Genomic DNA, 22,937 nt, shown 5'->3' on the forward strand with positions numbered 1-22,937 from the left:
GCATCTTGCATCGTTATTATCCAACGACTGAAGCTTGCTAGGAGCCGTGTACGGGTCCGTACGCACGGTTCTTTGAGAGGGCCGCCGCTAGGAAAGACCACCTAGCGGCACCCTACTCGATTTAAGTCTAAGGATGGTACATTACCTGCGGGATCGTGTTGTTCGGAGGGAGAAACCCGCAGATTAGCCATACGTTGTAGATGGAGCAGTGCAGTCAAAGACGGAAGATACCTTATCTAAGGGGATTAGTCTTGTAGTAAGTGTTTAGTTATTGCAGTCGCTGCTAAAGGAGATGCGTTAGTCTTCGAAAAGACTGTCAGTTAGTGAGTGTTCAAGCTTGACGTGAATGCAGGGCTATGCTAATCTATAGATAGGTTACTCACAGAGTAAGTAACGTATCCATCAAGTGGATACGCGGAGGGCTGTTCCCTAAGCAACGGGCGAGCGGATCTCAGATGGTTTGAGCTTCTTGTCTGTCGACTCGACTCGATTGTTAGTTGGGAACCAAGCTAAGCTGCACGTAATAGTGGGCTAGAGGGGTTCTAACAAGATAATTGAGCCAAGTTCCTGTGAAATCTCTGAACAGTACACGACTGTTGACTAAGCTACATTAAGCTACTCATTATGAAATAGAACAGATTGATTGTTTAGTGGAATAGAGTGAGGTCTATATAATTGGCATAAAGTCCACACATATGCAAAAGCAAGGGAGGAACGAAGCTCATGTTGACGGAGTTTAGGAGGATGAAGGGTGCAGGTTGGGCTATTGCAGTTGTATTCTCAATAATACTATTGGCTACTGTAGTGTGCGCTAATACCACCGTTACGCTTTGGTATTGGAATTGGGCTGGAATGGATCGGGCTATGAAACGTATTGTCCCCATGTTCGAAGCCCAAAACCCAGGGATTACCGTGGAAACCGCAGGTTGGGGTAGCCCTGATCAGCTTATAGTTCGGACGCTTAGTGGAACGCCGCCGGATGTTGTTGTTACCCAAGAAGGACATCTAGGCCAATTCGTTTCAGAGGGTATCATATTACCACTGAATTCCCTTATTGATGCCACTCCTGAAGTAAAAGACGGTTTGGTGCCTCAGGCCTGGCGGGGCATTGCGATGAATGAGCAGTACTGGTTCATTCCTGGGATCGAATGGGGGCCAAGGGATGGTTTTGCCTGGAACAAAACGTTCTTTGACGAAGCCGGTCTACCCGGATTTGATCCTGATAAGGCTCCTTCTTGGGATCTTGTAGCTGAGTATAATGCAAAGTTGGCTCAAAGGAATGTCGAAGGAGAGGTTACACGCGTAGGGTATCATCCTGCCGAAGGAAGAAACGGTGATATCTACGTATGGGAGTTTGCATTAGGTGCGTGCTGGTGGGACGCTGCCGAGGAGAGAATTCGGTTGAATACGGCTGCCTTTACTGATGCCTTACAGTACTTATTTGATCGGTTCATTGCGCCCTATAGTACAGAGTTTATAGGGTTACGTTCGTGGTATGTGATCGCGCAAGGAAGAACCGCTATGGCCAACCTGGGATACTACGCACCAGGACAGCTTCGTTCTCGGGCAAGCCAATGGGATTTTAGGTATACATGGCATCCGACCATGAGTGGACAGCGTGCCACTGCGCTTAGCGGTTGGGGCTATGCGATACCTGCGGGAGCGCAGAAAGATGAAGCATGGAAACTCATTACGTTCCTTGTGGATAATCTGGAAGCCCAACAGATTATTTATGAAGAGACGGGTTACTTTCCCGCATCGACGAAGTTCTTCAGCGAGTTTAGGTCCGCCGACCCCGGTATGAACTGGTTTGCAAACGCCGTAAATGATACCGAATGGGCGGTCCCTGAGGATAATAGACCTAGCTGGGGTGTAGGTATAGTTCATAATGCCCTTGGCGATGTTATGAGCCAGGTCTATGGTGGAAAAGCTCCAGCTAAAACGGCCCTTGATTCTATTCAGTCCCAAGTTGATGCGCAAGCTGCACAATATGCCCAGAAATGATTCCTGTGGTTTTTGCTAGAGAATCTGTCCGACAATGATAAGGAATTTGTGAAAAAGGGGTCATATAGCAAAGGTACGTGTATCAGCCTGAACCTTCAGTTGATCCATCTTTGCTGCAGACATAAACAACCTGAAAGGGGAATCATCAATGTTAAGCAAGCGTTGTAAAAGGGTACAGTTCTTGACTTTCGCTGTATGGCTCAGTGTGATTGTTGTTCCCTTGGTGTCCGCACAAGCCAAGCTGCCCGAACCATTACTGGACTATTCCGTAAAGGAGACGTTCGTTGGTTTAACCAGTTTCATTGACGTAACTGAGGATCTAGATAAAGTAGCTGGATTGTCCGAAGCGACTATCGCGGTAAGGTTCAAAACATCGACTATGGGTGTTATGAGCCTCTTTAGCGCTTCAAATGACCAGTTCCCAGATGGCGAAGTATGTTTCCCCATGGCATGGGGTAATCTAATGTGCCACGTCCGTGGGCCGGGGAACGCGGCAGGGGGAAAGGCTCATCCGACCAAGGTTGTATACACTGCCTATCAGAATATCTGCGATGGGAAATGGCATGTGGCGATTTTGGTTCTTGGAAAGGATGGGACTGCCGTATACGTGGATGGAACAAAACTAGCTTCGGGTGATGTGGGTGTGTGCTTCGCCTCAGTGGAAGGCCTTAACACCATGAGTATCGGTAGGAACGTTCACGATGAGGGTGGGGAATGGTACTATGAAGGCGACATTGATTATGTGCAGATTTATGATCAGGTGCTAACGGAAGAGCAAATAGTTGAGCTTAGCAAATAGCTGGGATTAACGGGACTAGAACGAGCGTCTGGAGTATGTTTACATCGGCGGGTATGGGGCTAGATAGGACTTATGGGGCGGCGATGAGCCGCCCTATAAGTAACCTAATACCAGACCTATCGCAGACAGTATTCTATAAAGGTAGGATAACCAAGAGAGGGGAATAGATGGTGCAAAGTGGTTATTTGCATTACGTTGGGCTTTTGGTGCTGATGGTTGTTCTGTGTCCTATAGTTTGGGCGCAAAGCAATGTACCTGAACCGATCCTAGACTATGCTGTAAACAAGAGTTTCGCAGGAAAAACCAGCTTTATCGACATTACTGAGGACATAGACCAGGTGATCGGGATGTCTGAAGCTTCGGTACTGGCTCGGTTTCGGACTTCAGGGTTGGGGGTTTTTACCTTCTTTAGTGCCTCCAACGATCGTTTCCCCGACGGAGAAATGGCATTTACTATGGTCAATGGCCAATTGATGTGCCATGTGCGGGATACAGATGGTAAGGTTAAGCAAGTGTATACAGCCCCGGGAAACTACAGTGATGGTAAATGGCACACGGGGGTGCTTACCCTGGGATCGACAGGAACAGAAGTATATGTTGACGGAAGAAAGATTGCAGAGGGTAATGTGCCGGTATGCTTCAATTCGGTGAAGGATCTTAATTCCATGAGTATAGGTAGAAACGTCGATAATAAGGGTGAACCTGGTGAATGGCATTATGAAGGGGATATTGATCTTGTACAGGTTTACGACAAAGCCCTTTCGGAAGAAGAGATAGTGCGGCTAAGTATGCCCACGATCACAGAAACACACAAGATATCCCTACCTGATGGTGTTGTAAAAACAGAGCCGGCTAAGGTGTTCTACCCGGGGCTTGATGGCTCCAGAGCTTATCGGATACCATCTTTGATTACCACCAAAGACAATACGATCATAGCGGGTATAGACAAAAGGGTTAGCCACTCAGCAGATAGTCCGAATAATATCGATGCGGCCATCAGACGGAGTACCGACAATGGAGAGACGTGGCAGGATATTCAGGTTTTGATTGATTATCCGGGTGAAGGCAGTGATGGTGCTTCTGTAATTGATATGTCCTTACTTCAGGACAATTGTACCGGAACTATCTGGCTTTTGATCTGCCATTTCCCTGGGGGCTATGGGTTTCCTCAGGCGCAACCGGGTGTGGGGTTCGATGCCAATGGATACAAATTGCTCTACGATAGTGCAGGCAATGAGTATACGCTAAGAGAAAATGGCGAAGTGTTCGATAGTGCTAATCGCAAAACGGACATGGTTGTGGATGAAGCTGGAGATGTGCATCGCGCAGATGGAACTAAGTACGGAAACATCTACTTAAAGGGTGCTCCTCTACGAGAAAAGGGTACCGCCTTCTTGCAGATTATTCACAGCGATGATGACGGTTTAACTTGGTCGAAGCCTGTGGATCTCAACACCCAGGTCAAGGAACCATGGATGAGGTTTATCGGGACGGGTCCTGGCCGTGGGATTCAGCTTACTAAAGGAGAGCACAAGGGGAGATTAGTTTTTCCGATATACTTCACCAACACTAGAGGCATGCAGTCCAGCGCGGTTATTTACAGTGATGATCACGGTGCGACTTGGCAGCGGGGGGCCTCACCGAATGATGGTCGGATATGGATCGACAAGAGAACACTTTCTGCAGAGACGCTTAGTAATAGCCTTGCTCAGTTGACGGAGGCCCAGGTGGTAGAATTAGCCAACGGGGACTTGAAGATGTTCATGCGCAATACCAGTGTACCGCGGGTGGCTGTCGCTACTAGCAAAGATGGAGGCCACACGTGGGAAGCCAATGTTGAATTTGATTCGGCCTTGCTCGAACCATACTGTCAGTTGACCGTGATTAGCTATCCAGACCAACAGGACGGTAAAGATCGGTTGATCTTCGCCAATCCTGCTAATGCGAGTGCGCGTATCAACGGTGTGGTGAGGCTTAGTGAAGATGGAGGCAAGACTTGGCCCTATTCCAAGGTCATTACCCCCGATGGTTATGCTTATTCCTGCTTAACCGTCTTGCCCAATGGTGAGATTGGTTTACTCTATGAAGATAACGTTTACAGCGGTGGGTCAGGCTGCACCATCTGGTTTACACGGTTTAATCTTGAATGGTTGAAATACGAATTACCGGTTATTGTAGAAAGACCAGCACAGGTAGTTGATATTACCGCCCGTGGTGGGGTCTTCCGGCCAGGGGATGTTATTGATATCCAGGTGGTCTTTGATAAACCTGTTTTTGTGATTGGAACGCCACAGCTGACGTTAGTAACCGGCGGGGCTGCAAAAACCCAGGTATCCTATACCAAAGGTTCCGGTACCGATACTTTAGTCTTCCAGTATCATGTTCCAGGAGAGAATTACGGACAGCTTGACAACCTCGCTGATATTGATCTAGGTGGCGGTAGCATCACCGAGGCCAATGGTAAGCCAGTTGAGCTAACCCTTAAGGCGGGAGCCCTGGCCCATAAGCAGATTATGGTAGAACACTAAAGGCTTGTGAAATAATGGGGTGGGAAAGACATATTGTGTACTGCTCTATTCCACCCCTTTCGTTCTTCTTCTGTTATGCTGCCAATACAAACGGAAGTACTGAATCGCATGACTTACTCCTGTTATTTTGGTGCTTGGTCATCAAACCGCTCTGCCTCTGTGCTTGATGAGGTAGTAATTCCATGGTAGACTAGACTGAGATTACCCGGATAGCAAATATGTTAACCGCAATGTGGAAAAAGAGGGCTTGCCAGATAAGCCTATAGACCAAATGAGGGGATGATAAGGGTGCCCGATATGTTTAACACGCGATTTATTGATCTAGATGAAGATGTAAAGCGACAGGTGGTCGTAGACCGAGAACCTGGGCAATATCTTGGTCATCCAACGACGGTGCTCTTGGAGGACCAAAGGACAATACTCACTGTCTATCCCAAGGGTCATGGCAAGGGTCCGATCATCTTGAAAAAGAGTAACGATACCGGGCTAACTTGGTCGGAGCGACTTCCTGTGCCGGAGAGTTTCAAGACCAGTAAGGAAACCCCTACGATTCATCGAGTTATCGATGCTAACGGAACCAGACGACTGATCCTGTTTTCTGGGCTGTATCCGATTCGTATGGCTGTTTCCGAGGACGACGGAGTGACTTGGTCTGAACTTACCCCAATCGGAGATTTTGGGGGCATAGTCGCCATGGCCAGCGTGATTCCTTTACTGACTGGCAAAGGACATTATGCCGCATTCTTTCATGATGATGGTCGATATCTGCATAATGCCGGGAAATGGGCTGGTTTTCAAGTGTTCATGTGTACATCCGAAGATGGCGGTTTATCCTGGAGCGAACCAATTGCTGTTGCGGAGCTTCCTGATGCGCACCTATGCGAACCAGGTGCCGTGCGCTCACCCGATGGTAAGCAGATTGCCTTGCTGCTTCGGGAAAACAGTAAACAGTATCATTCCTTCGTGGTCTTCAGTAATGATGAGGGTGCGACCTGGTCCGAGCCTAGGCAGGTCTCCCTAGCCTTAACCGGAGATCGACACGTGGCACGCTATGCCCTAGATGGACGACTGGTTGTCACCTTTAGGGATACGGCCAAGGACTCGCCGACATGGGGCGATTGGATTGCTTGGGTTGGTACCTATGATGATCTCGTTCATGGTGGGGATGGCCAGTACCGAGTCAGATTAAAGGATAACAAATATGACGGGGATTGTGCTTACCCGGGTCTGGAGCTGTTGCCCGACGGTACTTTCGTTACAGTTACCTACGGGCATTGGATCGAAGGGGAAGAACCATATATTCTGGCGGTTCGCTTCAGACTTGAGGAACTAGATGTCTTAGCAAGGAAGACCATTTAGCAGGCGTAGAGCAGGAAGGAAGGAATTATATCGTGACGGTTTCAGATAGATTATCAGGTTTGATTGCCGCGACGTTTACTCCAATGCATCAGGATGGCTCCTTAAACCTAAAGCAGGTACCACTTATCGTTGAACACCTCATTCGCGAAGAGATCAGTGGTATGTATGTGTGCGGCAGTACAGGCGAAGGTCCATCCTTAACCACTGAGGAACGATGCGAGACTGTGGAGGCGTACGTTAATGCCTCATCCGGACGAATTCCGGTTATTACCCAGGTTGGTCATGACTCTTTGCAGGAAGCCAAGAAGCTTGCCGGACATTCAGCGCAGGTAGGTGTTGATGCCATAGCTGCCTTGCCACCAAGTTACTTCAAGTGCGGTTCCCTGGAGGTGCTCATCGAGTGCCTTGCTGAGATAGCCGGGGTTTGTCCATCTCTTCCGTTTTTCTATTATCACATTCCTGCATTAACCGGTTGTGATTTAGATATGATTGAGTTTCTGCAGAGGGCACCAGAGCGCATTCCGAACCTAGCTGGTATCAAGTATAGTGCACCGACTTTACATGAGTTCCAAGGATGTGTGAGATTTGCCCGCGGTCGATTTGATGTTTTGTTTGGAGTTGACGAAATGATGCTCGGAGCCTTGGCGATGGGTGCCAAGGGAGCTATTGGTAGTACCTACAACTTTGCAGCACCCATATATCGCCAAGTCGTCCGGACATATGGGCAGGGTGATCTGGAACGGGCCAGAGAATTCCAAGGTGTTGCCGGCGATATGATCCGGGTTTTGGCTCGGTTTGGGGGTCAACCAGCCATCAAGTCCATGATGAAGTTTCTTGGAATTGATTGTGGTCCCTCGAGGTTACCCCTTGTTGCATTGTCTGATAGCGAGCTCAGCGAATTGAGAAAGGCCATGGACGCCATAGGTTTGTTTGAATTTCTGAAACCAGGAGCGCACGCAGCTAATCTATAGGGTGGAATCATCATGATGGGAGCATTTTTGCAGGGAATAAGAGGCGGGTTAGTTGTTTCTTGTCAGGCCCGGGGGGACAATCCATTAAGTGGGGCAGACTACATGCTTGCTATGGCCAAGGCTGCTCAATTAGGTGGGGCTGTAGGGATTCGTGCTGAAGGAGAAGAGGATGTCAGAACAATCAAGCAACATGTGTCCCTCCCGATGATTGGGTTGATCAAGGAGGTCTATCCGGATTCGCCTGTATATATTACGCCCACAAAAAAAGAGGTAAAGCGAGTTATCGCCGCTGGTGCCGACATTATTGCTATTGATGCGACGGGTCAAAAAAGGCCTGGACAAGGAAGTCCAGATAGTGTACGGGAGCTAGTAAAACTAGTGCACCAGGCAGGAAAGCTGGCTATGGCGGATATCTCTACATTAGATGAGGCCATACAAGCTGAGTCACTCGGGTTTGATGTAATCGGGACTACCCTTTCCGGTTATACACCCTATAGCTCTAAGATCAGTGGACCGGATCTGGATCTTGTCCAGGGTATTGCTAAAAGATGCAAAGTCCCTGTGATTGCCGAAGGACGCTACTGGACCCGGGAGGATGTAGGGAAAGCTCTGGAATTAGGCGCTTGGGCGGTGGTAGTAGGTACCGCGATCACTAATCCATGGTTGATTACCAAAAGGTTTGTGTCGTATATCAGTACGCACAGTAAAAAGGGGTCGGGTTAATGCGTTACATTGCTGCCTTTGATGGTGGAGGGACCTCTACCATCTGCATCATTGCTGATGAGACAGGACATATCCTAAGTGTTTTCAGAGGGGAAGGAATCATTCCCATTTACCATCCGGAGGGACCCGCCAAGTGCCGTAAAGCGATACTCACCTCATTAGATGCAGCCCTTGCTCAAGCAGATCTGTCTCGGGCAAATGTTGACTTAGCTGCATTAGGTATGACCGGAGGGTGTCCTTTAATGGAGGAGACGGTTCGTTCTGTCCTCGGTTTCATACCACAAGTAGTTTTCGTTCATGACAGTGTTACCGCTCACGAAGGAGCCCTCATTGGTCAACCGGGCATTATTGTGATTGCTGGAACAGGCGCAATCGCCTATGGACGGGGAAAGCAGGGGGGTACTGCTATTGCAGGGGGGTGGGGTCCTTTGATGGGGGATGAGGGTAGTGCCTATTGGATTGGTCGTCAGGCCCTTTCCCTTGCGACTCAAGCTGAGGATGGTCGAGGACCCTCAACCAAAATCCGCGAAATATTGCTGGAGCAATTTGCTTGCAAGAGCTTGTGGGATATGCATCGAGTCCTTTACTCAGAGGCGGAGCCAAGACCCATGATTGCTTCCCTTGCTCCGATTGTAAGTGCAGCTGCAAGTTTAGGTGATCAACGGGCAATTGATCTTCTAGCTCAGGTGGCGAGACATCTTGCTTCCTCGGTCCTAGCAGTTAGCGCAGACCTAGGGGAAGATGACCTGATGTGTTCTTATGTCGGTGGTGTCTTTAAGGCAGGTAAGTGGGTCCTTGAACCCTTTGAAAGGGAGATACGCGAAAGAATGCCTAAGATGAGGGTTATTCCCCCGGTGTTATCCGGAGATGGAGGGGCAGTCTTACTTGGCCTAAGGGGCCTGGGGGTTCAGGTGGAGTCATCTATTGCAGAAAGCATACGACGACAATTAGAGGACTTCTGAGTTTTGCGCGGGGATTACTAGACTAAGCAGAAGCTATGGAATCAACTACCAACGCTTACTTCACAATTCAAGCCAGGTAGGTGCCTTTAGCCATGATATTTGCAGCGTTAGATATTATTTAATCGGAGTCTAAAGTACGGGTTAAACGAAGGTGTTTGGATGCGCTAGGTAAACCTCGGGGTTGGATTAACCTGAGAGAACAAGACGAACCAAGGCTATGTCCCGTTTAAACTAATGATTTAGGTCGTGGGAGTATGTGAATAAACTTATCTCCCAGACCTAGACTGTATAAACCCCAAGCTCTGAAGTGGCTAATCCGGGCTCCTATTACATGCACCACAGGCTCTTCTCATATGAGACAGGAACACATGCCGAAGGCCCAGATAGTATCAAAACCAAAAAACACTGTATCAGCTAGGCTGTGCCAAACCCGCGGTGTTTTAGTAACTCCTCATACCATAGCTTAGGATCCGGGCCAAGCATTCCGCCAATCGCCTTTGAGGCCTCTCTACAAGCCGCGCATACCACTACAGCAAATTCTGTGATGGTCTGTTCACTATCAAGGCGGTTTGCCGATGCGGATGCGGAGATCGCCGCTTCAGGATAACCAGCCTGGTTCGCCACAATAGAGGCAATACAACGGACTCCAATGGAGCTCTCCTCTTTGTCAATTGCATATCCTACTTGTCTAATCTGGTGAATCTCTGCCCACAATTCATCCGCAGACCCGATTGTATTCGGAGTGAAACGCTGGAATTCATAGTCTTCAAGAAGGGTTTCGATCTCCTCATCGGCACTAAAGGCAACCATCGCTTTTCCTAAGGCAGTGGAATGGATGGGTGAGCGGGAGCCCGCGGGTGTATACATAACAAAGGAGTGAGGGGGTAGAATGGTTTCTAGATACAGTACTTCATTAACGTGCCGTATTGCCAGGTGTACTGTCTCCTTAGTATCGTGGCTTAGCTTTGACAAAGGAGGATAGACCAATCGTCCTAACTGGTCTTGCTGGGTTACCGAACCGTAAAGATTGAGTAAACGTGGTCCAGTACGGTACACTTTATGGGCCTTCTGAAAGGACAGATAACCCGCGCTATGCAAAGTGGATAGGATACGGTGTGCCGTCGCATAGGGAAGATCTAACTGAGAACTGATCTCTTGGGCAGTGAGCCCATCTCTTTCCTTGGCTACAGCCTCAAGTACGGCTAGGGCTTTATGTACGCTCTTAATTGACAAGTAAACATCCTCCTACCAGAATGGCTAATCTCTGGGCAAGTACTAGCAGAATCAACTAACAGTATTTTAACACAGGTGGGATCCATGGTTCAAGCTATGGGGAGTTCAATATCAGCGCTTCGGGAACAAGGAGTAAATCTCTATAGCAACTCAACATAAGTAAAAATTGTGGTTATCAGCAAAATAGTAAGCACCAATCGTACAGCATTGCTTTTCCTGCTGGTGAGTGTCTTTGACCAGACTATTCCGGTGCAAGCAATACAGAGAATCATCCACAGTGCCACTGTGTAAATAGACATCTTAGAGAAACACACACTAATTAACACGGCAAAAGGCCCATTTAAGATCAGATGAGGTATAAGATGCTGAAGCAATATCCGTTCTTTGGATAACGGTATGAATAGTCCCAACGCTCTTTTGTCCAAAAGCGTCCTGTACTGCTTTGCAGGTATTTCGTATGCAGTGATGGCTACGGTTACGATGCAATAGGTAGCAACTATTGTAGACATCAAATGGTCTTCACCAAGCGACAGGAACGATAGTATCCTGGTATTCACTATGACAACGCCGAGAGCAAACAGGAGGGCAAGGAAGATCCAAATCTGCCTATGTGAACGCAGTATTTCGATGAGACTCTTGTAGATGAATACAGTATTTCTTCGCAGCGGAAACATAAATAGCTTGACGCCGGATACGGTTTGGGGTCGGTTCTCCTCAACAATTCGTACCATTTCGGCATAGTCTTTTCGGCTTGTTGCTGCCATGGTTTCATCGATGTAACACAGTTGTTCCTCATATTTGGCATAGTCCAGCTTTAAAAAACAGCAGACATATGCCAGGCAACCGATGATAAGCAGCCCCAGTGCTGCTGCTGAGAAGACTGACGGTAGGAACAGTAATACGGTGCTTGTTAGGTAGACGAGGGCTACCCATAGGATAATGCGCCCGTTATGATAAAGAATCCATGCGAGAGAATCTGCAATGGTAAGATAGGTTCCAAAAAGACAGAAGTATAACCAGAAAACAGTGTTGAACTGCAATCCCGAAACAACATATGCCAGGGCAAAGGAGAACAGTGCCTTCTTGCAGATGATGAGCAAGTAATGCATCAACAATATCTCGGAGAACAGGTGCGTGTTGCGGACATGATGCACCGTTGCTGCATCTAGTTTGACAACAGGATTTCCGTTTACGAAAACGCGAAATGCAGTGATGACAGCGATAAACCCACAGAGAAAGATTGTGGCAACGGGGCCACCGCTGCAAAACTTGATGACTGTTGAAGGAAGCCGATACACAAGTAGGCCCACAGTTACGAGCATAGCAACAACAACAGTCCAGTAATGGCGTAGAATTCCCCAAAACAACCGCAGCTTGTTCCTAAGGATCAATTTACATACGCTATGCAAGGTTGTTCACCAATTCGAGATATATGCTTTCCATGGAAGCATCATTGGCAATCCCTGCCTTTTCAGCAAGCTCTGTTTTCGTTCCATCGGCCAACACCGCGCCCTTGTGTAGCAGCACATAGCGGTCACACATATTCTCTGCCACATCAAGGAGATGGGTGGAAAGGATGACAAGCTTATTCTGTTTCTTATGTTGTGCGAAGAGATGTTTCAAAAGGGCGATTTGCTTTGGGTCAAGTCCCGAAAACGGCTCGTCCGCCAGTAGCATAGTGTAGCTGCGCAATAGCGCCATTGCAATCATGAGTTTTTGCCTTGTTCCCTTTGAAAGAGCCGAGGGTATCTTGTGTATGTGCTCCTCCAGCTCGAACAGTACCAACAGTTCTGCAATTTCTCTTTTATTCGAAGGGTACAATGCCTTCGTAAGGTGTAGATGCTCAAGTAGCGACAACTCTTCATAGAAAACAGGGGTATCCGGAATATAGGATATGGGGAAATCGGTATCTTTGATGGAACCTATATCAGTTCCATTTAATGTAATCTTACCTGTGCTTGGGGTGAGGTAGCCGGTTATGTTCTTGATGACCGTTGTTTTTCCTGCACCATTTGCACCAATGAGACCGATCGTCTCGCCTTTGCTTCCGCAAAAGGAGACGTTGTGTAAGACTCGGGTTTTTTTATAGGCATAGGATAGATTGCTGACGCAAAAGTACATCGAGGTACCTCCCTAGGGTCAGGACCCTATTCTGAGTGAGATTGGAGGCCCACCTTTGGGCGCCTCTGGGTTTCATTGGTTCGGGGAAAAAACCAGCCTCCAAAATGGGCCTGCACAGGTATCCGATCTCTGCTCCGGGGACAGGATTTACATAACGCAAAGGAGCGGGTATCGTCGGTCATAGCAGTCAATTAATGTTATCTTAACACAGGTAGAATCCATGGTTCAAGTTGCTTGGAGAGATGGTATAAGAGTAGCAATTTCTCCGTAAGATTAACAGACATCCAGTAGTCATCCTGGGCAATCCTCTTGGACGAATCCGGGTGCCATCATAATCTTGGCAGCATTCTGATACTTCCTTGAGGCAGTCTTCCCTTACTACACTTTAATTGTCTACCATTTGCCCTGCTTAAATCTGGTGTAAATCAAGACTGAGCGTGTGCATTGGTCCAGTGCCATCCCCATCCAGGCTCCGAAAAGACCGAGGTGTAGATGGTTTACCAATAGATATCCCACAGCGACCCTGACACCCCGGATACCAACAAAGCTGGAAACCAGAGGCCACCGTGTATCTCCTGCACCTCTCAATCCTCCAGTAAGGATTGAACTGGGTGGATTGAGCAGGTTGAATGAGAGCGACTACTTCAAGTACCATAGCGGTCTGACTAATTATCTCTTGCTCTGTGGTGTATAGCCGGGCGATCAAGGAGCCGCAGGAGAAAAAGAATAATGCAGCAGCACCTGAAACCAACATGTCTAGCTTTCGTGTCTCTAATGCACACTGTTCAGCAATATCCGGCCGCTTAGTACCTAGTTGTTGTCCTACTAGGGTAGTTGCTGCGATACTAAAGGCCTGACCTGGCATGAACGAAAGAGACAGGATATTCATGCCTATTTGATGGGTAGCAACCGTGGTAGTACCAAGCCCTGCTACGATCCGTAGATAGAGGATTTGTCCTGTCCTTAGGGCAAGCTGCTCTCCTGTTGCTGGAAGCCCTATTTGAAAGAGCCGTTCCAACAAGCCCAGTTCTACTTTATAAGGAGGGGCCAGAGAAAGGCGAAGAAGTGAGCCTCGGTTCATCACTGCGTATAAGGCCATAAGGCAGGATACAACCCGAGCAATACTTGTGGCTATAGCGGCACCGTTTATCCCCAAGGCTGGTAATCCTAGATGACCATAAATCAGCACGAAATTTCCAATGACATTGACCCCATTTGCGACTAAGTTGATGGTCATAGGCGTCTTAGTGTCTCCGGCCCCTCTTAGTGCCGAGGTCAATGCCATGGAGCCGGCTGTAAATAGCATACCCAACGAGATGATCCTCATATAAGAAGTGGCGAAGGGAAGCACATCGTCTTCTGCACCCATGGCGATAATGATCCGTGGAGCGGTAAGCTAGCTGATGATACTCAAAAGAGCACCAAGGAATAGGGTGATAGCTAGACTAACCCTTAGTGTATCATTGGCCCGATCAGCGCGGCCGGCACCGATGAACCTGGCAATCAGGGCTGTAGTGCCAACATTAAGGGCCCTGAGTATTGCAGGCAAAAAGAATACCGGTTGGTTGGTAAAGCCTATTGCGGCAATGGATGCCGCTCCTAGCCTTCCCACCATCATCATATCTACCATTCTCACCAGACTGACCAAAACCAGCCGACAAGCGCCATACCTGTTTTCGGATATCCTCTGGGGGAATGTCGACGTAAGGTGTCTTAGTCCCGCTATTGTCTAATAGGCTACTCGATTCCTATGCCTCCTGTATTGCGGTCTTATTCGATACCGTTTGCTAAGGCTCCAGGTGCTATTTTCTACAGGAAAGTCCATGCCACCAAATGCCAGGACAAGGGAAACCGACTTCTTCCTGGAGGTGAAGAATTGGCGTTCTATCTTTGGGAAGAGACTGAACTATGGCCCAGGCATGATTGCTCTATCGAAGTAAAAAGCCCCTACTACACTGAGCAGGGGCTTTCCCATGAAATACTTTGTCACCAAAATACACACGATTATGATCTTATGCAGACACCGGTTGGTTCAAACCTAGCGATTCTCATGGCATTTAGCACAGCAAGTAGTGTCACACCAACATCAGCAAAGATGGCTTCCCAAAGCGTGGATAGACCGAAGGCTCCCAGGATTAGCACCAAAACCTTTACACCTAAGGCAAAGGCGATGTTTTGCTGGGCGATCCTCTTCGTTTGCTTGGCAATTTGCACCGCGAGAACCAGTTGACCGGGCTGGTCATGCATGAGGACCACATCGGCAGTGCCAACCGCGGCATCGGAGCCCACTTGCCCCATAGCAATCCCGATATCGGCTTGGGCCAATACCGGCGCATCATTGATTCCGTCACCCACGAAGGCGGTGGTACCATTGCTTGTACTCAGTAATCGTTCAAGGTGGTCCACCTTATCCGCAGGGAGTAATTCGGCGTGAAATTCATCAAGCCCGAGTTTTGTAGCCACAGTCTGGGCGGAGTGGGAAGCATCACCTGTGAGCATGACCATGCGCCCTACGCCCTCTTTACGTAGTAACTGTATGGCTTCCTGGGTGTTCTTCTTAATTGTATCAGCAACGCCCACCCAACCCGCATACTTACCACCTACCGCCACATGAACAGCCGTTCCTAAAACTCCGGTTGCATAGGGTACCTGGAAGTAATCCATGAGTTTCTCATTTCCCACCAGGATCTCTTGGCCGTCCTTCACAGCTTTGATTCCCATCCCCGGTATTTCCTCATGAATAATCTTCTCATTTAGGAGGGGTCCCTCCAACGCTGCAGCGGATAGGATAGACTGAGCGATGGGGTGATTGGAGAAGCTTTCGGCATAGGCCGCATACCGCAATAGGTCCTCGGGAGTGAAGTCATTCTGGGGGTGGATCCCGCTTAGGTGAAACTCACCTGTGGTTAGAGTACCTGTCTTATCGAAAACGATGGTATCCAGTTTAGATAGCCCCTCTAGGTAATTGCCACCCCGTACTAGTACTCCCTCAGAAGCTGCTTTGCCGATGCCCGCGAAGAAACTTAAGGGAATCGAAAGCACCAAAGCACAAGGACACGAAATTACCAAAAAGACTAAGGAACGGTAAATCCATTGGGGAAATTCGCCAAATCCTACTAGGGGTGGGACTACGCCAATTGCCAGCGCCAAGGCCACCACCACCGGTGTATAATACCGGGCGAAGCGGGTAATGAACTTCTCTGTAGGCGCCTTCTGTTTACGGGCTTCTTCCACAAGCTCCACAATTTTTGCCGCCGCGGATTCGTTCATCGGCCGGATAACCTTTGCTTTTAGTACCGAGCTTAGGTTAACCATTCCACTGAGTAGGGTATCCTGTACGGCCATATCCTTGGGCATTGATTCACCGGTTAGAGCAGCGGTATCCACTTTGGAGTAGCCTTCCAGGATCAATGCATCGGTAGGGACCTTCTCGCCGGGCTTAATGATGATGACATCATCAATTTGCAGTTGGTCCGGATCCACCTCCTGGATTTGTCCGTTTTTGACTAAGTTTGCCTTCTCAGGCCATAGTTCTAAAAGGGAAGAGATCGATTTCTGGGACCGATGTACTGCCAAGTGTTCCAAAAGCTCACCAATCCGGTAAAAGAACATGACGGCAATTGCCTCCAGATGATTACCCAAAAAGATGGCACCAATGGTGGCAATACTCATTAATGTATTCTCATTGAACAGGTTTCCCCGGCATAGGCCAGCCAATGCAGTATGCACTACGGGATATCCCACCGCAATATATGCAAGGACAAAAGCGATCTCCCTGGCCGGGGACCTAAGTCCGAAGGCGATCAGTGTAAGCAGAAGGGCAACTGCCAGTTCCCATAGCGCACCTTTTGTTTCATGATGGTGTTCTTCTTCTACTACGTCTAGACCAGGTTCAATAGTTTGCACCACCGAGCGGATTTCCTGCAGGGTGGGCCCCGGTTCCTCTACAACCAAGGTGAACCGCTGTCCCTTCTGTTTGACGGAGTGAACCCGAGGTAAATCGCCAATTGCTTCAATAACAAGGGCTTGGCAGCTTGGACATGCGTGCCCGTGAAAACTGTAAACCAATTCTTTATGCGCCATAACAATCACCTTCTTAATTGTGCATGATGTGTTCTAGTCCCTCGCGGAAAAGACCCACAATGTGCTCATCATCCAAACTATAGATCACGTTTTTCCCATCCCGATAGTACTTGACGATCCGCATATTCCTTAAGGAGCGCAGCTGATGGGAAGCCGCCGACTGGGAGATCCCTAAAAGATTTGCAATATGGCAAACACAAAGTGGTCTTTGAAAAAGGGCATGGATAATCCGTACCCGGGTGGGATCCCCTAGGATTTTGAAGGTCTCAGCTAGTTTTATCGCAAGTTCATCGGAAAGGACTTCTCCTTGCATCTTTTGGAGAATGTCCTGATGTAGATGCAAGCTATCACAAACGTCCTTTTCTTGCATCGGTTTTCCCCCCCCCTCCCAAACATATGAATGAGTGTTCATATGTTCAGATATATCCTAAAGCGTAGAAGCGTCTTTGTCAAGCGATATTGCATCCACAGGGCCTGTATGATATTCTGAGATAGTTGCAAACATGCAAAATGCCTATTGCATATTTATACGTACTTCTGGTATAATTATGAGCAGCTCGAAGTAGGAGATGGTTACAGTTGATTAGAGTAGGAATTATTGGCGCATCTGGTTATGCAGGCAGAGAGCTTATTCGGCTGCTGTTAAATCACCCCTTTGCTAAGGTGACCTATGCCGGGTCCCGTACATATGTGGGGGAACCCCTGGGCAAAGCGACACCAGCCTTCCGTCACTTGGATCTTAAATCTTCCGAGATTAATACAGAGATGATCAAGGAGAACTGTGATTGTTTATTCACAGCAGTTCCCCATGGGGGCTGTATGGCATTAGCGGAAGAGGTGTTGGCCGGAGGAGTTAAGCTAATTGATCTGGGTACTGACTTTCGTTTCCGAGATGTAAAAATATACGAAGAATGGTATGGGATAGAGCATGTCTGCCCTGAGCTTTCTAAGACGGCGGTCTATGGTCTTTGTGAGTTGTATAAAGAACAGATCAAAGGGGCAGATCTGGTGGCTAATCCCGGTTGTTATCCCACTAGTATCATCCTCGGATTAGCTCCCCTATTAAGTAAGGGTTATCTAGACCTTGCTAGTATCGTTTCCGATTCCATGTCAGGAGTCTCGGGTGCTGGCGCTACAGCAAAGCCCATGTATCATTATCCTGAGTGTACTGAGAATCTACGGGCCTATGGACTTATCTCCCATCGGCATCGACCGGAAATTGAACAGGAGCTAAGCGCCTTAGCCGGCCAGGAGACTATGCTTACCTTTACGCCCCACTTAGTCCCCATGACCCGGGGTATTCATAGTACCATTTCCGGGAAGCTAGTGGTGGATGTTAATGAATCGGAACTATTTGATCTTTACCAGGATTTCTATGCTGATGCCTACTTTGTGCGGGTCTTAACCGAGGGGAATCCTGAGACTAAGGCGGTTTACGGCACCAATTTCTGTGATATGACCCTCCGGGTGGATCCCCGCATGAGACGGGTTGTCATTCTCTCGGTTATTGACAATCTCGGAAAGGGTGCCGCCGGGCAGGCTATTCAGAACATGAATCTCTTATTTGGGCGTCCCGAAACCGAGGGACTTCTTTCCACAGCTTTACTTCCATAGAGGAGGAAAACTTAGCCTATGAAGTTAATTGAAGGGGGAATCACTGCGGCAACGGGGTATGTTGCTGCAGGGGTTTACAGCGGAATAAAAAAGAAACGGACTGACCTTGCCTTGGTTTTTACAAAGCATCCCGCGGTGGCCGCAGCAATGTTCACAAAGAACCTAGTGGCGGCAGCTCCTGTTCAAGTCTGCAAGGAGCAATTGGCCAAGGGGCCACACATCCAGGCGATAGTAGTAAATAGTGGTAATGCCAATGCCTGTACAGGTCCCGATGGACTGGCCAAGGCCTGGCAGATGATTAAAAAAACAGCCCAGGTTCTCGGTCTAAGTGAGGATCAAGTACTGGTTGCTTCAACCGGAGTGATTGGTCAGTCCCTGCCCATCGAGAAAATCGAGTCTGGGATTGAGGAAGCTGCAGCTAGACTATCCGAGAATGGAGGATGTGATGCCGCATCGGCGATCATGACCACCGATACCTTCGCCAAAGAAATTGCAGTGGAGTATGTCCATCAAGGTCACACCATTCGGGTGGGAGGGATGGCCAAGGGTTCTGGGATGATTCATCCTAACATGGCCACCATGCTTGCTTTTGTAACCACCGATGTGGATATCGCACCGGAACTGTTAGATCGGGCCCTTAAGATGTGTGTTGACCGCACCTTCCATATGATTACCGTCGACGGTGACACCTCGACGAATGATTCGGTGATGTTGTTAGCCAATGGGGCCGCGGGTAATCCTCGGATCACCTGCGAAGATGACTCCTTTGCCGCTTTCTGCAAAGCCTTAGCACAGGTCACCGAGAAACTAGCTAAGGATATTGTTAAAGACGGTGAGGGGGCTACGAAAATGATCGAGATCAAGGTCCAAAACGCACCCACCGAGAAGCAGGCCAGGCAAATAGCCAAGTCCATTGCGGAATCTAACCTAGTGAAGACTGCAATGTTTGGTGAAGATGCCAATTGGGGCCGGATCCTGTGTGCCGCAGGTTACGCTGGAGTGGATTTTGATCCTTGGAAAACAGACGTTTTCATTGGTAATCTGCAAGTAGCCCAACAGGGTGGGGGATTGGAGTTTGACGAGGAACTAGCAAAGGAGATTCTAAGTCAAAAGACCATTGTGATTACGGTAGATCTAAAGCAGGGCCCAGCGGAAGCTACTGCTTGGACTTGCGATTTGACTTATGATTATGTGAAGATAAATGCACACTATCGAACGTAGGAGGGCTGTTTGGTTGGACCAACTAGTTAAGAAGGCAAATGTATTAATCGAGGCGTTACCATATATCCGCAACTTCTTTGGGAAGACCTTTGTAATTAAGTACGGTGGTGCCGCCATGACCCATGATTCCCTGCGGGAAGCGGTGGCACTGGATTTAATCCTGATGCGCTATGTGGGACTTAATCCAGTGGTGGTTCATGGAGGGGGCCCTGCCATCTCTAGCACGATGAAACGAATGGGTAAGGAACCCTGTTTTGTGGATGGAATGCGGGTGACCGATAGGGAAACCATGGAGATCGTGGAGATGGTCCTTGTGGGCAAGATTAACAAGGAGATCGTCAGTCTCATTAACCAAAACGGTGGCAAGGCGGTCGGAATTTGTGGTAAGGATGGTAACCTGATTCACGCAGAGAAAATGCAAAACGGCAAAAGGGACCTTGGTTATGTAGGAGAGATTACCCAAATTGATCCGAGCATCGTCAATACCCTCACTGAGAATGGCTACATCCCAGTGATTACTCCGGTGGGGATCGGTGCAGATGGGGAAAGCTACAATATTAATGCGGATCTGGTTGCTGGTCGACTGGCAGTGGCATTAGGGGCCGAGAAATTGATCATGCTTACCGATGTAGAGGGAATCTTCGGTAGTGGTGATGACCCGGCGAGCCTCATCAGTCAGCTGAGTATTGCCAAGGCCAGACTGATGATTGAAAGCGGGCAGATCAGTGGCGGCATGATTCCTAAGGTCACCGCCTGCATTGATGCCCTTGAACATAACGTGGCCAGGACCCATATTATTGATGGACGAAAACCCCACTCTCTATTACTGGAGATTTTCACCGATCAGGGGATTGGCACCATGGTTACTAAGGAGGACTAAACGTGGAGAAGACGACCTTTGAGAAGACCAAGGCCAAGACTAACCAGTACCTGATGCCCACCTATGCTAGGTTTGACTTGGCGTTGGTTAAGGGTAAAGGAACATCGGTGTGGGATGCATCGGGGAAGGAATACTTAGACTTTCTGGCGGGTATATCAGTCTGCAACTTAGGCCACTGCCATCCCAAGGTGGTGGCGGCGGTCACAGAGCAAGTGCAAACCCTGATGCATTGCTCGAATTTATATCATATTGAACAGCAAGCGGAATTGGCCCAGGTCCTGTGTACATTGGCCAAACTGGATCAGGCCTTTTTCTGCAATAGTGGAGCAGAGGCCAATGAAGGGGCGATTAAGTTAGCCCGACGCTATTCTTATGATAAATACGGCGCTGGTCGGGCAGATGTGATTACTGCCGAAAAGTCCTTCCATGGCCGTACCATTACCACGGTGACGGCCACAGGTCAGACAAAGTACCAGGAGGGCTTTGCTCCTTTGACGCCTGGTTTTAGCTATGTTCCGTTAAATGACCTGGACGCTTTACAGGAAGCCATTACGGATCGGACCTGCGCCATTATGCTTGAGCCCGTCCAAGGGGAAGGGGGCGTACGGCCCTGCGACTATGATTACCTCCAGGCTGTGGCAAAGCTGTGTCAAGAAAAGGATATACTCTTGATTTTGGATGAGGTTCAAGCAGGACTAGGTCGGACAGGCAAACTTTTTGCCTACGAACACTATGATTTAGTCCCGGATATTGTCACCTTGGCTAAATCCCTAGGCGGTGGCATTCCCATCGGGGCGGTACTGGCCAAGGCACAGGTGGCTAGAAGCTTTGTTCCTGGCACCCATGCCTCGACCTTTGGCGGGAATCCGGTAGCCTGTAAGGCTGCCCTGGCGGTGATGGAGGTACTCACTGGGGAGGGCCTCATGGCCCAGGTTGAGCATAAAGGATTATATTTCAAGAATCGCTTAGAGGAAGTACAGTCCCAGTGGCCTAATCTGGTAACAGGTGTCCGGGGCCTTGGGTTAATGCTCGGTGTTGATTTGACCTTTCCCGCCCGGGAGGTCGTGGCGGAATTCCTAAACGCCGGGGTTTTGGTGGGGGTCGCGGGAGCAAGCACCTTAAGATTCCTACCTCCACTGATTGTGACCGAAAAAGAGATTGACTTGGTGATTACCGTCTTAGAGAAGATCCTAAAAGGACGGGCCTAAAACAAGGAGGAAGCAAAAATGAGTAAGAAAATAGTCTTAGCCTATTCGGGAGGCCTAGATACATCGATTATTATCCCTTGGCTGAATGAGAATTACAACTATGAAGTAATTGCTTATGCTGCGGACCTAGGCCAAGAAGAGGATTGGGATAAGGTGCAGGAGAAGGCCTATAAAAGTGGCGCAGCCAAGGTAATTGTCGATGACCTGAAAGAAGAGTTTATTAGGGACTATGCTTTTCCCACCCTCCGGGCGGGAGCTTTGTATGAAAGGCAGTATTATCTGGGAACCGCCATTGGTCGACCCCTTATTGCCAAGAAACAGGTGGAATTGGCCCAAGCTGAGGGTGCTACTGCGGTCTGTCATGGTTGTACTGGTAAGGGAAACGATCAGGTTAGATTCGAACTAACCTTCCAGGCCCTAGGGCCAGAGCTTGAGATCATCGCCCCTTGGCGGATCTGGGATATTGCCTCAAGGGAGCAGGCCATTGACTATGCCAAAACCCGGGGTATCCCTGTGGAGGCTACCAAGGAAAAACCCTATAGTATGGACGGTAATCTCTGGCATATTAGCTATGAAGGTGGCATCTTGGAGGATGCTAAGTCCCCGGCCCGAAAAGACATGTTCAAATGGACGGTGGATCCCATGGATGCACCGGATGATCCAGCGGTGATCAGCATTGACTTCGAGGCAGGTATTCCCGTAGGAATTGATGGGGTGCGACTTGATCCGGTAACCATCATCGAGCGGGCCAATGACATTGCCGCCAAGAACGGTGTAGGCCGTGTAGATATTATCGAGAACCGCTTAGTGGGGATGAAATCGAGAGGAGTCTACGAGACTCCAGGGGGCACTCTACTGTTCTTTGCCCTACGTCATTTGGAAAGCCTCACCTTGGATCGTGAGGTAACTAAGTTTAAGTCCCTAGTTTCTGATCGCTATGCCGAGCTTGTCTATTATGGTCAGTGGTTTACTCCGCTAAAGGCAGGACTAGACTCCTTCCTAGAGGATGTCATGCGTTATGTCACTGGTACGGTTACGGTACAGCTTTACAAAGGGAACTTGACTCCGCTTAGCCGCTATTCCCCTTACGCGTTGTACGATGAAACCTTGGCCACCTTTGAGGCGGGCGGGGACTATGATCAAAAGGATTCTGCCGGGTTCATCCGGTTGTTTGGCCTAGGGACCCAAAGGGCTTCCAATCGGATGCTCAAAGGCAATGATTAAAGGTAGG

17 protein-coding genes and 1 pseudogene are annotated in these 22,937 nt (G+C 48.8%); 12 read left to right on the forward strand and 6 right to left on the reverse strand.

The genetic code is table 11. The annotated features are described in order from the left end of the window. The first annotated feature begins 744 nt into the window (after nt 1–744). The 7 genes from M0Q40_07485 (at nt 745) to M0Q40_07515 (ending at nt 9,346) form a co-directional block, all read left to right on the forward strand. Nucleotides 745–2,004, forward strand: coding sequence for an extracellular solute-binding protein (locus M0Q40_07485; GenBank protein ID MCK9222449.1), 1,260 nt, complete (start codon nt 745–747; stop codon nt 2,002–2,004). A gap of 148 nt (nt 2,005–2,152) precedes the next feature. Then, on the forward strand, nt 2,153–2,803 hold the full coding sequence (locus M0Q40_07490) for a hypothetical protein (protein MCK9222450.1): 651 nt from the start codon (nt 2,153–2,155) through the stop codon (nt 2,801–2,803). A 170-nt stretch (nt 2,804–2,973) separates the two neighbouring features. Further along, nucleotides 2,974–5,331, forward strand: coding sequence for an exo-alpha-sialidase (locus M0Q40_07495; protein MCK9222451.1), 2,358 nt, complete (start codon nt 2,974–2,976; stop codon nt 5,329–5,331). A 297-nt stretch (nt 5,332–5,628) separates the two neighbouring features. Beyond that, a complete protein-coding gene (locus tag M0Q40_07500; protein ID MCK9222452.1) occupies nt 5,629–6,690 on the forward strand; it encodes a glycoside hydrolase in 1,062 nt (353 codons plus the stop codon). Nucleotides 6,691–6,722: 32 nt separating this feature from the next. Continuing rightward, nucleotides 6,723–7,661, forward strand: a complete 939-nt coding sequence (locus M0Q40_07505) for a dihydrodipicolinate synthase family protein (GenBank protein ID MCK9222453.1) — start codon at nt 6,723–6,725, stop codon at nt 7,659–7,661. Nucleotides 7,662–7,673: 12 nt separating this feature from the next. Beyond that, on the forward strand, nt 7,674–8,384 hold the full coding sequence (locus tag M0Q40_07510) for an N-acetylmannosamine-6-phosphate 2-epimerase (GenBank protein ID MCK9222454.1): 711 nt from the start codon (nt 7,674–7,676) through the stop codon (nt 8,382–8,384). Continuing rightward, nucleotides 8,384–9,346: a hypothetical protein gene (locus M0Q40_07515; GenBank protein ID MCK9222455.1), complete on the forward strand. Its 963-nt coding sequence runs from the start codon at nt 8,384–8,386 to the stop codon at nt 9,344–9,346. Before M0Q40_07510 ends, M0Q40_07515 begins: the two co-directional genes overlap by 1 nt. A 414-nt stretch (nt 9,347–9,760) precedes the next feature. On the opposite strand, the gene M0Q40_07520 is transcribed toward M0Q40_07515, so the two are convergent. The 6 genes and pseudogenes from M0Q40_07520 to M0Q40_07545 all read right to left on the reverse strand — a co-directional run bounded on the left by M0Q40_07520 (nt 9,761) and on the right by M0Q40_07545 (nt 17,153). Further along, nucleotides 9,761–10,579: an IclR family transcriptional regulator gene (locus M0Q40_07520; protein ID MCK9222456.1), complete on the reverse strand. Its 819-nt coding sequence runs from the start codon at nt 10,577–10,579 to the stop codon at nt 9,761–9,763. A gap of 140 nt (nt 10,580–10,719) precedes the next feature. Next, nucleotides 10,720–11,946: a hypothetical protein gene (locus M0Q40_07525; protein ID MCK9222457.1), complete on the reverse strand. Its 1,227-nt coding sequence runs from the start codon at nt 11,944–11,946 to the stop codon at nt 10,720–10,722. Nucleotides 11,947–11,980: 34 nt separating this feature from the next. Further along, nucleotides 11,981–12,700 (reverse strand): ATP-binding cassette domain-containing protein, encoded by a 720-nt coding sequence (locus M0Q40_07530; GenBank protein MCK9222458.1) that lies wholly within the window; start codon nt 12,698–12,700, stop codon nt 11,981–11,983. Between the two features lie 409 nt (nt 12,701–13,109). After that, nucleotides 13,110–14,315: pseudogene (locus tag M0Q40_07535) on the reverse strand (MATE family efflux transporter). A gap of 389 nt (nt 14,316–14,704) precedes the next feature. Continuing rightward, nucleotides 14,705–16,783 carry a cadmium-translocating P-type ATPase gene (gene cadA, locus M0Q40_07540; protein ID MCK9222459.1) on the reverse strand — a complete coding sequence of 693 codons (2,079 nt, stop codon included), beginning with the start codon at nt 16,781–16,783 and terminating at the stop codon, nt 14,705–14,707. A gap of 13 nt (nt 16,784–16,796) precedes the next feature. Next, nucleotides 16,797–17,153 carry a metalloregulator ArsR/SmtB family transcription factor gene (locus M0Q40_07545; GenBank protein ID MCK9222460.1) on the reverse strand — a complete coding sequence of 119 codons (357 nt, stop codon included), beginning with the start codon at nt 17,151–17,153 and terminating at the stop codon, nt 16,797–16,799. A gap of 209 nt (nt 17,154–17,362) precedes the next feature. On the opposite strand from M0Q40_07545, the gene argC reads away from it, so the two are divergent. Genes argC through M0Q40_07570 form a run of 5 tightly spaced genes read left to right on the forward strand, consistent with a single transcriptional unit; the run spans nt 17,363 to nt 22,930 of the window. Further along, nucleotides 17,363–18,397 (forward strand): N-acetyl-gamma-glutamyl-phosphate reductase, encoded by a 1,035-nt coding sequence (argC, locus tag M0Q40_07550; GenBank protein ID MCK9222461.1) that lies wholly within the window; start codon nt 17,363–17,365, stop codon nt 18,395–18,397. Between the two features lie 18 nt (nt 18,398–18,415). Beyond that, entirely contained in the window at nt 18,416–19,618 is a 1,203-nt protein-coding gene (argJ, locus tag M0Q40_07555; protein MCK9222462.1) for a bifunctional glutamate N-acetyltransferase/amino-acid acetyltransferase ArgJ, read from the forward strand. A 13-nt stretch (nt 19,619–19,631) separates the two neighbouring features. Continuing rightward, nucleotides 19,632–20,498 carry an acetylglutamate kinase gene (gene argB, locus M0Q40_07560; protein ID MCK9222463.1) on the forward strand — a complete coding sequence of 289 codons (867 nt, stop codon included), beginning with the start codon at nt 19,632–19,634 and terminating at the stop codon, nt 20,496–20,498. A gap of 53 nt (nt 20,499–20,551) precedes the next feature. Further along, entirely contained in the window at nt 20,552–21,706 is a 1,155-nt protein-coding gene (locus tag M0Q40_07565; GenBank protein ID MCK9222464.1) for an aspartate aminotransferase family protein, read from the forward strand. 18 nt (nt 21,707–21,724) lie between these two features. After that, a complete protein-coding gene (locus M0Q40_07570) occupies nt 21,725–22,930 on the forward strand; it encodes an argininosuccinate synthase (GenBank protein ID MCK9222465.1) in 1,206 nt (401 codons plus the stop codon). The last annotated feature ends 7 nt before the right edge of the window (nt 22,931–22,937 follow it).

Source organism: Limnochordia bacterium (assembly GCA_023230925.1).
In the GTDB taxonomy this organism is placed as follows: Bacteria; Bacillota; Limnochordia; order DUMW01; family DUMW01; genus JALNWK01.

Bases quoted from the DNA above. Each gene is read 5' to 3' on its own strand.
- M0Q40_07485 (MCK9222449.1), top strand. From the start codon at position 745: ATGAAGGGTGCAGGTTGGGCTATTGCAGTTGTATTCTCAATAATACTA.
- M0Q40_07490 (MCK9222450.1), top strand. From the start codon at position 2,153: ATGTTAAGCAAGCGTTGTAAAAGGGTACAGTTCTTGACTTTCGCTGTA.
- M0Q40_07500 (MCK9222452.1), top strand. From the start codon at position 5,629: ATGTTTAACACGCGATTTATTGATCTAGATGAAGATGTAAAGCGACAG.
- M0Q40_07510 (MCK9222454.1), top strand. From the start codon at position 7,674: ATGATGGGAGCATTTTTGCAGGGAATAAGAGGCGGGTTAGTTGTTTCT.
- M0Q40_07515 (MCK9222455.1), top strand. From the start codon at position 8,384: ATGCGTTACATTGCTGCCTTTGATGGTGGAGGGACCTCTACCATCTGC.
- M0Q40_07530 (MCK9222458.1), bottom strand. From the start codon at position 12,700: ATGTACTTTTGCGTCAGCAATCTATCCTATGCCTATAAAAAAACCCGA.
- cadA (MCK9222459.1), bottom strand. From the start codon at position 16,783: ATGGCGCATAAAGAATTGGTTTACAGTTTTCACGGGCACGCATGTCCA.
- M0Q40_07545 (MCK9222460.1), bottom strand. From the start codon at position 17,153: ATGCAAGAAAAGGACGTTTGTGATAGCTTGCATCTACATCAGGACATT.
- argJ (MCK9222462.1), top strand. From the start codon at position 18,416: ATGAAGTTAATTGAAGGGGGAATCACTGCGGCAACGGGGTATGTTGCT.
- M0Q40_07565 (MCK9222464.1), top strand. From the start codon at position 20,552: ATGCCCACCTATGCTAGGTTTGACTTGGCGTTGGTTAAGGGTAAAGGA.
- M0Q40_07570 (MCK9222465.1), top strand. From the start codon at position 21,725: ATGAGTAAGAAAATAGTCTTAGCCTATTCGGGAGGCCTAGATACATCG.